Annotated in this window: 10 protein-coding genes; 4 read left to right on the forward strand and 6 right to left on the reverse strand. The window is 66.5% G+C overall.

Annotation, left to right across the window (positions count from 1 at the left end):
• Positions 1–12 precede the first annotated feature (12 nt).
• Positions 13–2403: an EAL domain-containing protein gene (locus tag AAFG50_RS32355; RefSeq protein WP_039186084.1), complete on the reverse strand. Its 2391-nt coding sequence runs from the start codon at positions 2401–2403 to the stop codon at positions 13–15.
• Between the two features lie 326 nt (positions 2404–2729).
• Between AAFG50_RS32355 and AAFG50_RS32360 the strand changes: the two genes are divergently transcribed.
• The gene (locus tag AAFG50_RS32360) at positions 2730–3896 is read left to right on the forward strand and encodes an ABC transporter substrate-binding protein (protein ID WP_011089288.1); all 1167 of its coding nucleotides are present in this window, start codon (positions 2730–2732) and stop codon (positions 3894–3896) included.
• A gap of 212 nt (positions 3897–4108) precedes the next feature.
• Here AAFG50_RS32360 and AAFG50_RS32365 read toward each other — a convergent pair whose 3' ends face one another.
• The 4 genes from AAFG50_RS32365 to AAFG50_RS32380 form a co-directional block, all read right to left on the reverse strand.
• Positions 4109–5086: a hydroxyacid dehydrogenase gene (locus AAFG50_RS32365; protein ID WP_028176201.1), complete on the reverse strand. Its 978-nt coding sequence runs from the start codon at positions 5084–5086 to the stop codon at positions 4109–4111.
• Between the two features lie 12 nt (positions 5087–5098).
• Entirely contained in the window at positions 5099–6952 is a 1854-nt protein-coding gene (locus AAFG50_RS32370) for a TRAP transporter large permease subunit (protein ID WP_028176202.1), read from the reverse strand.
• Positions 6953–6959: 7 nt separating this feature from the next.
• Positions 6960–7991, reverse strand: a complete 1032-nt coding sequence (locus AAFG50_RS32375) for a TRAP transporter substrate-binding protein (RefSeq protein WP_028176203.1) — start codon at positions 7989–7991, stop codon at positions 6960–6962.
• A gap of 353 nt (positions 7992–8344) precedes the next feature.
• Positions 8345–8788: a DoxX family protein gene (locus tag AAFG50_RS32380; RefSeq protein ID WP_028176204.1), complete on the reverse strand. Its 444-nt coding sequence runs from the start codon at positions 8786–8788 to the stop codon at positions 8345–8347.
• Positions 8789–8883: 95 nt separating this feature from the next.
• Here AAFG50_RS32380 and AAFG50_RS32385 point away from each other — a divergent pair, with 95 nt between their 5' ends.
• From AAFG50_RS32385 to AAFG50_RS32395, 3 genes are all read left to right on the forward strand, one after another.
• The gene (locus AAFG50_RS32385; RefSeq protein WP_028176205.1) at positions 8884–9804 is read left to right on the forward strand and encodes a LysR family transcriptional regulator; all 921 of its coding nucleotides are present in this window, start codon (positions 8884–8886) and stop codon (positions 9802–9804) included.
• A 146-nt stretch (positions 9805–9950) separates the two neighbouring features.
• Positions 9951–11441 (forward strand): caspase family protein, encoded by a 1491-nt coding sequence (locus AAFG50_RS32390; RefSeq protein WP_028176206.1) that lies wholly within the window; start codon positions 9951–9953, stop codon positions 11439–11441.
• Positions 11442–11644: 203 nt separating this feature from the next.
• Positions 11645–13318, forward strand: a complete 1674-nt coding sequence (locus tag AAFG50_RS32395; protein WP_028176207.1) for a SulP family inorganic anion transporter — start codon at positions 11645–11647, stop codon at positions 13316–13318.
• A 92-nt stretch (positions 13319–13410) separates the two neighbouring features.
• Here the strand turns inward: AAFG50_RS32395 and AAFG50_RS32400 are convergent, their stop codons facing one another.
• Complete coding sequence (locus AAFG50_RS32400; RefSeq protein WP_028176208.1) at positions 13411–13773, reverse strand: hypothetical protein; 363 nt, start codon at positions 13771–13773, stop codon at positions 13411–13413.
• Positions 13774–13882 lie beyond the last annotated feature (109 nt).

The raw sequence follows: 13882 nt of genomic DNA on the forward strand, positions 1-13882 counted from the left end.
CGAGGCGAACGCTCAGGCGGCGTCGCGCTGCGAGGGCCGGACGGACTCGTCGAATGCGATCTGGCCGACCGGCTGCGGACGCCCGAACAGATAGCCTTGCGCGAAATTGACGCCGAGCGCCTTCAGCCGCTCGAACTCTTCACATGTCTCGACGCCCTCGGCGGTGACCGACATGTCCAGCCCGCGCGCCAGCGTCACGATCGAGGCGATGATGGCGGAGCTGCGCGGCTGATGCGTGAGGTTGCGGATGAACGACTTGTCGATCTTGATCTTGTCAAACGGGAACGTGGTCAGATAGCTGAGCGACGAATAGCCGGTGCCGAAATCGTCGAGCGCGAGCTCGATGCCGAGCTGCTTCAGCCGCTCCATGAAAGCGAGGTTCTCGACGCCGCGTTCCAGTAGCACGGATTCCGTGATCTCGATCTCCAGCCGCTCGGGCGGCAGGCCGGAATCGGCGAGCGCCGCGCAGATCATCTCGAACAGCTCGGCCTCCTTGAACTGGATCGGCGACAGGTTCACCGCGACCGCAAGCCCGGAGGGCCAGCCGGCCGCATCCTCGCAGGCGCGCCGCAGCACGAATTCGCCGAGCGGCACGATCAGCCCGGTCTCCTCGGCCAGCGGAATGAACTGGTCCGGCGGGATCAGGCCGCGACTCGGATGCCGCCAGCGCACCAGCGCCTCGAAGCCGCGCCGCTCACTGCTGTGGGCATCGACGAACGGTTGGTAGTGCACCTCGAGCTGGCAGAGCGCGATGGCGTCGCGCAAGTCACCTTCCAGCGTGTTGCGCGCCTCGAGCTCGGCCGACATCGCCTCGTCGTAGATGGTGAAGCAGTTGCGGCCCGCCGATTTCGAGCGATAGAGCGCAAGGTCGGCTTTCTTGAGCAGCTGTTCCTGGTCGCTGCCGTGATCCGGTGCGATCGCGATGCCGATGCTGGTGCCGATCTCCACGCGATGTCCGGGCAGAAGGAACGGTTCGGCAACGAGTTTCGCGATCCGTGCCGCCAGCTCGGTGGAGCAGGTGCGCTGATCCTCGCCCCCCTCCTGGATGATGGCGAATTCGTCGCCGCCGAGCCGCGCCAGCACGTCGGTGGCGCGCAGCGCCGATTTCAGCCGCTGCGCCACCTGGCGCAGCAGCGCATCGCCGGCGCCGTGACCGAGGGAGTCGTTGACGTTCTTGAAGCGGTCGAGATCGAGCATCAGGATCGAGAAGGTCGAACCGCCGTCGTTGAGCTGGCCGTTGAGATCGTCGAGCCGGGCGAGGAAGAAGGCGCGGTTCGGCAGGCCGGTCAGGATGTCGGTCTGGGCGAGCTCGAGCACCCGACGGTTCGCCAGCGACAGCCGCCGCGAATTGCGGCTTGCCAGCATCAGATAGGCCGACAGCGACAGCGTGAGCAGCATGCCGACGACGAGGACCGCGGCCGCACGGTCGTAGGACGTCTCCAGCGCGCCGCCGGCCGTCGGCATGGCGCGCACCTGCCAGTCGGTGTCGCCGATCTTGAGACTGCCCGACCAGTGCAGGGCCCGTGCCGCGTCCCGCATCGACTGCGGCGCCGTGGCGGCCGACGCATAGTCCGGCAACATTTCTTCCAGGCTGACGATCTGCCCCGTGAAGGGCGGATAGACGTTCACGCTGACCGCGGGGCTTGCGCCGGTGGTCACGCGAATGGACTGGATCAGCATCGGCAGGTCGAAGATGCCGACGACGAAGCCGGCCAGATTGCGGCGCCGGTCCGCGACCGTCTCGCGCGACGTCCCTTTGGCGTAGACGGGAATGGCCACGAGGACGTCGGGCAGCCGGCCACCCTCCTTGGGTTCGAACAGGTGGGTGCGGATGGCCGCGATCCGATCGTTGTCGCGCGCCCGCTCCAGGGCCGCACGACGTTCCGGGACGGTCGCGTAATCCATGCCGTAGACCTGTGACGTCTTCGGCTGGGTCGAGTAGAACACCGGGAAATATTCGTCGCTCTGCGGCGCCGTCGCAAAGCCGTCGCCCTGAAGCGACTTGATGCGATAGCCGGACACGCCGTCCGTGATCGCGGCAGCCTCGTATTCGGCGCGCTCCTTGCGGTTGACGCGCGGCAGCCAGGCGATGCGCAGCATGCCCGGATGGCGCTCGAACAGGCGGGTGCTGAAGGTCTCGAATTCGCTGCGGGTGATTTCCTCGTTGGTCGATTCGAACAGCGTGCGCAGCGCGACGAGCCTGCTGATATACTCGCTCATGCCGTTCTGCATGACGATCGCTTCGGTTTCGGCCGCGTTCTCGAACTCGATCCTGGTGACGCGGTTTTCCCACCGCGCGACGGCGGCCGCGCCCACGATCGAGAACAGCAGGCCGACGGCAACCGCGACCAGCGCAGGGCGATACAGTCCGAGCAGCGGCGCGGCACGCCACCATCCGGTCATCCGTTTCCGATCCTGATCGTTCTGATCGCGACCGCCCATCTTGATCCGCAAGTCCCCATCGGCGCGGCGCGCTCGAACCTCTGGTTGAGCCGCCGGAACCACTATCGGACAGGGATCGGGGTTAAGAACTGCGAAATTTCGGAACTTGGTCGTCCGGCATTGCGCGGCTTAGTTAACGATTGCCCCAGCGAGTTGCGGCAGAGTGGTAGTAAGTTGCCGGTTTTACCCGGAGTCTTACGGATCGTCGTCGCGGCGCGGGTTAGCGACCTGTTCAGCCCGCAGAACTATCGTTTCCCCAACGCGTCCAGCATCCGACAAGCATCCACATGACACGATCGCGCTCCGCGACATACCTCGCCTTGACCGTCGCATTGCTGACCGCGGCCATGCTGCCTGCGAAAGGCGATGAGGTCGGCGTCAGCGACGATGCGATCCTGTTCGGCCAGGTGGCCGCACTCGAAGGCCCCTCCTCGGCGCTCGGGCAGCGCATGCGGCAAGGCATCGTCGCGGCGTTCACCGAGATCAACGGCAAGGGCGGCGTCCATGGCCGCAAGCTCCAGCTCATCAGCCGCGACGACGGCTACGACCCCGATCGTTCCGTGGCGCAGACGCTGCAGCTGCTCGAGGACGACAAGGTGTTCGCGCTGATCGGCGCGGTCGGCACGCCGACCGCGATGGCGACGATACCGATCACCAGCGCCAGGAAAGTCCCCTTTATCGGTCCGTTCACCGGCGCCGAGTTCCTGCGCGACCTCGAGCTTCCAAACGTCGTCAACATCCGCGCGAGCTACGGCGCGGAGGCCGAGGCATGGATCAAGCATCTCACCGAGGACCGCCGGTTCACCCGCATCGGCATCTTCTACCAGGATGATTCCTTCGGCCGCGATGGACTTGTCGGCGTGAAGCGCGCGCTTGCCAGGCGCGGCCTCGAGCTCGCCGCCGAAGGCACCTTCGAGCGCAACACCCGCGCCGTCGCCGCGGCCTGGCGGATGATCAAGCGCGCCGAACCCGAGGCCATCGTCATGGTCGGGACCTACGGTCCCTGCGCCGAGTTCATCAAGCTCGCACACCGCAGCGGCTCGTATCCGACCTTCGTCAACATCTCCTTCGTCGGCGCCAACGCGCTCGCCAGGGAGCTCGGCCCCGAGGGCGAAGGCGTCATCGTCTCGCAGGTCGTGCCGTTTCCCTGGGATCGCTCGCTCAAGCTCGTCGCCGACTACCAGGCGGCGCAGACGGCGTTCGACCCGACGCTGACACCGGACTTCGTGTCGCTCGAAGGCTATCTCTCCGGCCGCCTCGCAGCCGCGGCGCTGGAAAAGGCCGGACCGCAACCGACGCGCGCGAGCCTGCTGCGCGCCATCAACGACGTCGGCCGCTTCGACATCAGCGGCAGCATCGTCACCGTCGGCATGCGCATGATCGACGCCCCGCCGAAGGTGTTCCTGACGGTGATCCAGAAGGACGGGACGTTCAGGGCAGTGGACCGGTTTTAGGGCGGAGCGAAATCAATCTCCCAGCCGATCCCAGAACCAGGTGCGTTCCCTCCCCCCTTGTGGGGGAGGGCTAGGGAGGGGGGTAGCCCAGGAAATGGTGTTCGTTTCTGACGATGCAACGCGCGACGTCTGCTCCACGGAGAGAGTCCCCGTGTGGCACCCCCCTCCCTGCCCCTCCCCCACAAGGGGGGAGGGAATGGAGAGAGCGTGCGTTAAGGCCGCCGCGTCCATCGGTCGGTGTTGACGGCGCCTGGCGGCACCTCACCCCTGACGATCGCCTCCACCTGCCGCACGGTTTCCAGCGACTGGTACTCGATCGCCTGCGGCGTCAGCCCGCCGACATGCGGGGTGGCGATGACGTTCGGTAGCCTGGCCAGCTCCGGCGTCGGCATCTGGTCGGGCGCGCGGCCGACATCCATTGCCGCGCCGGCGATGCGCCTCTCGCGCAACGCGCGTGCCAGCGCCGCCTCGTCGACGAGATTGCCGCGCGAGAGATTGATGAAGACCGCATGCTTCTGCATGCGCGCCAGCGCCGCCTCGCCGATCAAGTTCTCGGTCTCTGCATTGGCGATCGCAAGGCAGACGACATAGTCGGATGCGGCGAGGAGCTCGTCGAGGCCGACCTGCCTGATGGCGCTGTCGCTGACATCAGCGAAGGGGTCGGCGACCAGCACCTCCATGCGCATCACCTTGGCGATCTCGGCGAGATAGCGCCCGATGCTGCCATAGCCGATGATACCGATCCTGCTACCGGCGAGCTGACGGCCCATCCGCGCCTCGGGTTTACGTCCGGCCTGGTAGTCCGCCGTCGTCCGCGACACGCCGCGGGAGAGATCGACCATGAAGCCGATCGCGAGCTCGGCCACCGCCTGAACGAAGCCGGGGCCGGCGCGGGTCACCAGCACGCCCGCCTTCGAGGCCGCATCGACGTCGACGTTGCGGATGTCGACGGCGCAGCGGACGAAGGCGCGCAAATGCGGCAGTTGCGGAAAGATCTCGCCGCGTCCCTCGGTCATGCGATCGGCGACGATGACGTCAACGTCCCTGGCCGCGCGGACGAGGCCGGCCGCATCGAGCGGCTGATCGCCCTCGTGCAGGATCACCTCGGCGGCCGCGCGCAGGCCGTTCAGGCTGCGATCGCCGTAGTAATTCCGCCGCATCTCCGGCGTGTGGGCGAGCAGGACTTTCACGGCAAGACTCCTTCAGTAGCCGAATGCCCGCGGCAGCGCGGTCGAGAGCCATGGCACGAAGGCAATGACGAGCAGGCAGAGGAACAAGAGGCCAAGATAACCCATGATCGGCTTCACCGTCTGCTCGATCGGCACGTTGCCGATCAGGCAGGCGCCATAGAGTCCGAGCCCGAGCGGCGGAGCGAACAGGCCGATGCCCATCGCGATGACCAGCACCACGCCGAAATGCAGGGGATCGATGCCGAGCTGCACGGCCACCGGCAAGAGCAGCGGCCCGAAGATGATCAGCGCGGCCGCACCTTCCAGCACCGAGCCCATCACGATCAGCACGGCGATCGCGAGCAGGATGAACAGCCAGACGCCGCTGGTCTTCGATAGTCCGAGCATGAAGTCGCCGACCGCGTGCGGCACCTGCTGCAAGGTCAGCGTGAAGGCCAGCGACTGCGCGGCGGCGACGATGAACAGCACAAGCCCTGCGCGCGTCGCGGCCTGCACGAAACTGTGCGCGGCCGATTTGAAGCTGAGCTCGCGGAACACCAGGCTGCCGACGACCAGCGCATAGGCCACGGCGAACGCGGAGATTTCGGTGGCCGTGGCAAAGCCGCTCTTGAAGCCGAAGAAGATCATGAAGATCAGGCCGAACGAGGCGATCGCGCCGCTCCACAGGCCCGACACCGGCATCTGCGGCGCAACGTCCTCGGCCTCCGCCGGCCGCTTGCCGAAGATGATGGACACCGCGATCAGGACCAGCGCCATCAGCGCCGCCGGCAGGAGCCCTGCGACGAACAGGCCGCCGATCGACAGGTTCGCCACAAAGCCGAGGATGATCAGGTTGATGCAGGGCGGAATGGTTTCCGCCATCACCGCGGACGCCGCCAGCAGCGCCACCGCGCCGCCCGGATTCTGCTTCGAGCGGCGCGCCGCCGGAATCAGCACCGAGCCGACCGCGGCGACGTCGGCCATCTTCGAGCCTGAGATGCCGGAGAACAGCACCATCGAGGCCACCATCACGACGTTCAGCCCACCGCGCATGCGGCCGACCCCGCGCTGCAACAGCTCGATCAGGCGCACCGACATGCCGTTGGCTTCCATGAGGTAGCCGACGAGGATGAAGAAGGGGATCGCGAGCAGCACGAAATTGTCGATGCCGCGCGCCATCTGCTGGGCGAAGATCACGCCGGGCAGCGCGCCCTCGACCCAGATGAAGATCAGCGCGGCCAGCGCCAGCGCAAAGCCGATCGGCAGGCCGCCGAACAGCGTTGCGAAGAAGCCGATCAGCATCAACGTGCCCGCCGACGGCACCGAGGACGGCGACAGATAATCCCAGGCGAGATAGAGGCCGGTGACGACGGCAACGGCAACGAGCCCCCTGACGATATCAGGCAGCGGCCTTGCGCAGAGCTGATCGATCGCGAACACCGTCATGAACAGCGCGCCGATGCCCATCGGATAGAAGGTAAGCTCCAGCGGCAGGCCGGAGCCGGTGGTCTGGCCTGCCGTCAGCGAGCCCAGCTTGATGGCGTTGTAGGCGACATAGAAGGAGATCAGCACGACGAGCACGGCGCTCGCGGCGTCGACCAGCGTACGCAGGCGCAGGGGCAGCAGATCGCGGAAGAAGGACACGCCGACATTCTCGCCGCGCGCAAGCGCGCTCGCCGCGCCGAAGAAGGCCGAGCCGACCATCAATCCGCGCGCGACGTCGTCGGACCATTCGACCGGCGCATTGAAGCAGAAGCGCAGCAGCACGGACGCGCAGACGACCACGAGATCGGCGGCCAGGAGGATGGCCGCGATCGCGTCGCTGAGGCGAAGCAGCAGCGTAATGCTCCCGTGGCGGCCGCCCGAGACGGGCACGGCGGCTGTCATCGTCATCTCAGGCTTGCGTCGCGCGAATGATGTCGATGACGGCCTTGGATTCCGGCCGCGCCTTGATGAAGTTCTCGTGCTGCGGCGCGACGCGCTTCTTGAACGCCTCGCGGTCGCATTCGGCCACCGTCACGCCCTTCTCGGTCAGGGCCGCCAGCGCCTCCTTCTCGACCGCAAGCCCATGGGCACGGGTGTCGATTGCGGCCTTCTTCGCGGCATCGAGAAAGCCGTCGCGCAGCTTCGGATCCATGCGGTTGTAGGTCATGTCGCTGAAATAGATCGCGAGCGGCGAGAAATTGTGCTGCGTCAGCGCGTAGAACTTTGCGGTCTCGAAGAACTTGCTGGCCAGGATCGTCGGCGGATCGTGCTCCAGCCCATCCAGCACGCCGGCCTGGAGCGCGGTGTAGATTTCGCCGAACGCCAGCGGCGTCGCGGCGGCGCCCATCAGGCGCAGGCATTCGGTGATGACGGGATTTGGCAGGGTGCGGATCTTGAGGCCGGCGAGATCCTCCGGCGTCTTCACCGGCTTCTTCGCCAGTACGCTGCGCGAGCCGAAATTATAGGCCCAGGCGATGATGCGGATGTTGCTGCCCTTGAGCAGCGCGTCCTCGATCGGCTTGGCGGCGCCGGCGTCGAACGCCTTGGTCTGCTGCGGGAAGCTCGAGAACAGAAAGCCGAGGTCGAAGGTGCCGACCAGCGGCGTCAGATTGGCCGAGATCGACGAGCCCGACACCATGAGGTCGATGACGCCGAGCTTCACCGAATTGATGACGTCGATCTCCTGGCCGAGCTGGTTGTCAGGGAAGAACGCGACCTCGACCTGCTCGCCGAGCCCGTTGCCCTTCAGGTTCTTGACGAGGTTGTCATAGTAGACGCGGCCGTTGGCATATTTGGGATCGTTCGGCAGCGAGGAGGAGCATTTCAGCTTCAGCGTCGCGGCTTCGGCGCGGCCGATGATGGCGGGAGAGAGCACGAGGCCGGCGGTGACCGCCGCCGATGACTTGATGAACGCGCGACGGTTCACGGGCACGATGGTCATGGTGCGGTCTCTCCCGGTATTTTTTGTTCGCGTCCGCGATCGTTGCGTGCGGCCTTTGCTTGGACTGTATGGCCAAAGCGACGGCACAGGCAAGGGACGCGGCCGGGGCTGCCGTAATGACACGAGCGGCAGGCGCGTCGGCAGAAACCGCGGCGGAACGCCTGTATTTATAGGCGTTTTCGATCATGCCGCACGGCAGCGACAAGACCTGCCATGCAAGATTGACGCGGATCGATCCAATTCAGGTATGGATCAATGCCGAACGCAGATTGATTGGCCGCATGTGAAGCGGACAAAACGAAAGCCGCGGGATCTTGATCCCGCGGCTTCGCGTTTGAGCAGATGCCGTGACCTCAGCGCGAATGCGCGCCGCTGAGCTCGCCGGTCGCCGCCGCGACATCGCGGGACGGACGCAGCGCGTAGGCGCCGTCGCCGAGCAGGGCCTGCGCCGCGAGCGCGATCGCCCAGAAGGCGGGATATTCCCAGCCGCCCTTCGGATTGGTGAAGAAGAAGCCGGCGGCGCCGTGCACGGTGAAGATCGCGCCGAGCAGGATCGGGATGCCGGCCAGTGCCGCATAGCGGGTCCAGACGCCGAGGATCAGCGCGACGCCGCTGAGAACTTCCACCGTCATGATGAGGTAGGCGAGTTCGGGCGGGAAGCCGAGGCTGCCGAAGAACTTTGCGGTCCCGGCCGGGGTGAAGACGAACAGCTTCAGGCCGGCGTGGGCGAGGAACAGCGCGCCCAGCGTCACGCGCAGCACGAGCGCGGCATAGGGAGCGGTACGGGAATCGATCATGGCGGTCTCCTTGTTGGAGACAGCTATGATCTATTCTCAATCGAATGATAATCCGCTATATTGGAATTATACCTCACACCAATAGAGTGAGATAAATGCTCGACCGGCTGACCAGCCTGGAAGTCTTCGCCAAGGTGGCGGCGATCGGCAGCCTGTCGGGCGCGGCCCGGACGATGGGCCTGTCGCAGACCATGGTGACCAAGCATGTTGCCGCGCTCGAGGCCCGGCTCGGCACAAAACTGTTCCACCGGACCACGAGGCGGCTGTCCATCACCGAGGCCGGACGAAGCTATCTGGAATCCTCCGAGCGCATCCTCGCCGACATGGAGGCCGCCGACGCCGCGGTCGCGCGCGAGCGCGTCGAACCGCGCGGGCTGCTGCGGGTCAACGTGCCCGTCGTGTTCGGCACGCGGCAGATCGCGCCGGCGATCGCCGAGTTTTCGGAACGCCATCCCGAGGTCACCGTCGAGCTCGGCCTCAACGACCGCCTCGTCGATCTCGCCGAGGAAGGTTGGGACCTTGCGATCCGCATCGGCAAGCTGCGCGACTCCAGCATGGTGGCGCGAAAGCTCGCGCCGAACCGCCTCGTGGTCTGCGCCGCGCCGTCCTATCTGGCGAAACACGGCACGCCGCGCCGCGTCGCCGACCTCGCCGCGCATAACTGCCTCGGCTACACGCTTTCGCAGCAGGCGAGCGCGGCGGAATGGCTGTTCGGCGTCGACGGCGAGATCCGTGTCCAGGTCAGCGGTACCTTGCGCGCCAACAATGGCGATGCGCTGCGCGCGGCCACATTGGCGGGCCTTGGCCTCGCCCGACAGCCGACCTTCATCATCGCCGACGACCTTCGCGCCGGCACGCTTCTGGCGCTTCCGCTCGACCAGCCGGAGATCCAGACCTCGGCCGTGCACGCGGTCTACCTGCCCGACCGCCGTCCGCCGGCCAAGGTGCGCGCCTTCATCGACTTTCTCGCCGCGCGTTTTGCGCCTGACCCGCCCTGGGACCGCGGCCTGTTCTGACGTACGCACGGTCTGGCGCGCCAGCTCCGACAGCTCCGCTGCCCATTTTGCCGCAGCGCGCAGCGTGATCCAGTGCACAGACAGGGTCATGGCGGACGACTAGAAAAGGTGACATCGTCGCGCCCATTGCCGATGGAGGTGACACCATGCGCCGTCCAGTGCTTTGTAATTTGTTCCTTGCCAGCAGCCTGCTTGCGCTCACGCAACTGATGACGCCGACGGAGGCCGCGGCCGAAGCGCGGCTCGCCCTCGTGATCGGCCAATCCGCCTATCGCACGGTACCGGAGCTGCCCAACGCCGCCAACGACGCCAAGGGCATGACCGAGCTGCTCGGCAATGCCGGCTTCACCGTCACCACGGCGGCCAACCTCGCGCAGAACGAGATGCGCACGGCGATCTCGGATTTCGCCGGCAAGGTCAGCGCCAGCGGCGCCGACACCGTCGCGCTGGTGTTCTACGCCGGCCACGGGCTTCAGATCGACGGCGAGAACTATCTGGTGCCGGTCGATCTCGATCCCAAGCGCGAAGCCGACATTCCGCTCCAGGGCGTGCGGCTGAACGACCTGCTCAACACGCTCGGCGCGCTGCCGACGCGGGCGCGCATCTTCATGCTCGACGCCTGCCGCAACAACCCGTTCCCGGCGCTGAGCGGCGCGGGCCACGGGCTTGCGATCGTCGACACCAAGGCGGGCGCACCCGGCTCGTTCATTTCCTATTCGACCTCGCCCGGCGCGGAAGCCGAGGACGGCTCCGGCATCGACAGCCCCTACACCACCGCGGCGCTCTCGGTCGCAAAGCAACCGAACCTGCCGATCGAGGAAGTGTTCAAACGCATCCGCATCGCCGTGGCGCAATCGACCGACGGGCGGCAGATCCCGTGGGAAAGCTCCTCGCTGACGACCGACTTCAAGTTCTTCGGCGGCGAGAGCAGCAGCCAGCAGCCTGCCATTCCGGGCGCTTCCGCGATGGCGCTCGCCGGCGGCACGCGCAGCGTCGCGGACTGGCGCAAGGATCTGCAGGGCAAGGAGCCGAAGGTCGCCTATGAGCTCGTGATCGCCGACGACACCGCCGAGGCGTACCAGGCCTATATCGAGCTGTACACGCAGGACGCCCGCACGCCGCGCCTGCGCACGGTGCTGGAGCGCCGGCGCCAGATGCTGGCCTGGGAGCGCGCGGTGGCGATCAACACCCGCGCCTCGTTCGAGGCCTACCTCGCGAACTGGGACAACAGCGACCTCGCCGCAACCGCGCGCAGGCTGCTGCTCCGGGTGCAGAACCGCAACTACGTCCTGCCCGCGACGGTCGCAGCCACGCCCGCTCCGGTCGCCGTTGCAATGGCGCCGACCTGCCCGTGCACGGCGCCATCGACACCGGCAACGCCGGTCAACCCGGCAGTGGCGCCCATTATCAAGAAGCGCGTCGACGACACCCCGCCGAAGCGCAAGGTGGTCGAGACGCCGCCGAAGCCACGCCGGCCGCCGCCTGACGAAGTGGTCTACGAGCGCGCGCCGCCGCCGGATCGTGGCCCGCCGCCCGGCGCCGTCATGCAAGGTATCGGCATCGGGATTGGCATCGGCATGGGCATGGGTGGCGGCGGCCGCGGCGGCGATTATCACAACGACCGCGGCCGGTACTGAAGGAGACTCGCGCGATACGGAGGACATATATGTCCTCCGTCATTGCGAGCGAAGCGAAGCAATCCAGACCACCGCCGTGGTGGGATTCCGGATTGCTTCGCTTCGCTCGCAATGACAACGGATGTAGAGAAATTGCGTCTGCCGCCTTCCAATCCGGAAATGCTGTAGTCTAATCGATCGACACAGGCTTTCCGGGGACCTCGATGCCGCACGATTCTCACGCCAAGCACGCATGGCCGCTCTTCCGCTCGCTCGCCTCTTACTCTCTGCCCGGCGACCTCATGGCGGGGCTGACCTTGGCGGCGATCGCGATCCCCGAGCAGATGGCTACCGCGCGGCTCGGCGGCTTTGCGCCGCAGATCGGCTTCTTCGCCTTCATGGCGGGCTCGCTCGGCTTTGCGCTGCTCGGCGGCAACCGCTTCCTGTCTTGCGGCGCGGACTCCACGATCACGCCGATCTTCGCCGGCGGGCTTGCGGCGCTGGCCGCAGTCGGCTCGCCGCAATATCAGGGGTTTGCTGTCGCGCTGGCGCTGATGGTCGGCGTGATGATGCTCGCCGGCGGCGCCTTCCGACTTGGCGGCATCGCCAACCTCCTGTCCGTGCCGGTCATGGTCGGCTTCCTCGCCGGCATCTCCGTCCATATCATCGTGTCGCAATTGCCCGGCGTGCTGGGACTGAAGTCACCGAGCGGGCCGACGCTCGATCGCATCGGCGTGCTCGCCGGCGAGCTCAGTCGCAGCAATCCCTTCACGCTGTGCATCGGCCTCGGTGTGCTCGCAACGGTCTTCGTCTCGGAGAAGATCAGCGCAAAGATTCCGGGGGCGCTGATCGGGCTCGTCGCCGCGACGCTGGCCACGATCGGTCTCGGCCTCGAAAGCAAGGGTGTCAGCGTCGTCGGCAGCGTGCCGGGGACGCTGCCGCGGCTCACCCTGCCCGAACTTGCGCCGGAGCATTGGGTGCATCTGGTATCGCTCGCCTTCGTGATCACGGTCGTGGTGATGGTGCAGACCGCCGCGACCACGCGCTCGTTCCCGTCCGATCCCGACAAGCCCGCCGATGTCGACCGCGATTTCCTCGGCGCCGGCGCCGGCAGCGTGCTGTCCGGCCTGTTCGGCGCATTTCCCGTCAATGCCAGCCCGCCGCGGACGGGCATCGTCGCCGAGACCGGCGGGCAATCGCAGCTCGCCGGACTAGCGGCCGCGGCAATCGTGCTGGCGCTGCTCGCGTTCGGCACGGGACTGTTGCAGCACGTTCCTGACGCCGCGCTCGGCGGCATCCTGCTGTTCGTCGCGCTGCGCATCATCCGCGTGAAGCAGATCGTCACGATCTACCGCCAGTCCTTCAGTGAGTTCCTGCTGATCGCCGCCACCGCCGCGCTGATCATCGTGCTGCCGATCCAGCAGGGCGCGTTCCTCGGCATCATGCTGTCGCTGCTGCACGGCATCTGGAGCACCACGCGCGCCAGGCTGGTCGAGTTCGAGCGCGTGCCGGGCACCACGATCTGGTGGCCCGCGCATCCGCACATCGCCGGCGAGCGCATCGAAGGCGTTGCCGTGATCGGGCTGCAGGCGCCGCTGTCCTTCCTCAACGCCCCGGGTTTCCGCAGCGACGTGACCAAGGTGCTCGGCGCGGCGACGCCGCAACTGCTGGTGCTGGAAGCGAGCGGCATGGTCGAGATCGACTTCACCGCCGCGCAGATTTTGCTCGATGTCTTCAAGGCGTGCAACGAACAGGGCGTCACGGTCGCACTGGCGCGGCTGGAATCGGTCCGCGCCCAGAACGCGTTCGAACGCTTCAGATTGTTCGACGCCCTGCCCCGCGATCACGTCTTCCACAGCGTGGACGAGGCGGTGCGCAAGCTGGCGAAAGTGCAATAGGCTGGGGAGTCCCACCGTGGAAACACCCTCTCCCCAACCCTCGCCCGCAAGCGGGGGAGGGAGCGCACCTTCAATGCGTCAACAGTCAGCCATCACTGCAGCAGCGTGGGGTGATCCCGCTGGATCGTTTCGCGAATCCAGCTGGCATGGATCGCACGAAACAGGATCTGCGCCGTCTTGAGATCGTTCGCCATCATGCAGAGATCGACGATGCGATGGACCGCATCATCGCGCATCAATCCGTCCGAGATCTTCATCGCCATTTCCATCGCAACCTTGGCCGCGCGCTCGTAACGCCCGCTCTCGCGCTTGTCGTTGCGCGCGGAACCTGCCGCGCTCAACGCCGCGGCCTCACAGATGGCGCGGATACGCGCGGCGGCCTCGATGTCGCCGAGCGGCCCTTCGATCGTCTCGTCCCAGATGTCCGCCGCCTTCTGCTTCGCGAACCACTTCATCGCCCCACCACCCACGGTCTTCCAGCCGCTGTATCACCGTTCTTCAGGCTCGCTTGAGCATAGAGAGGCCTATCGAAATCGGCGAGGCAATTTTTCCGCTACGCTCCCT

The sequence above is a fragment of the Bradyrhizobium sp. B039 genome, assembly GCF_038965675.1.
Taxonomy (GTDB): Bacteria; Pseudomonadota; Alphaproteobacteria; order Rhizobiales; family Xanthobacteraceae; genus Bradyrhizobium; species Bradyrhizobium diazoefficiens.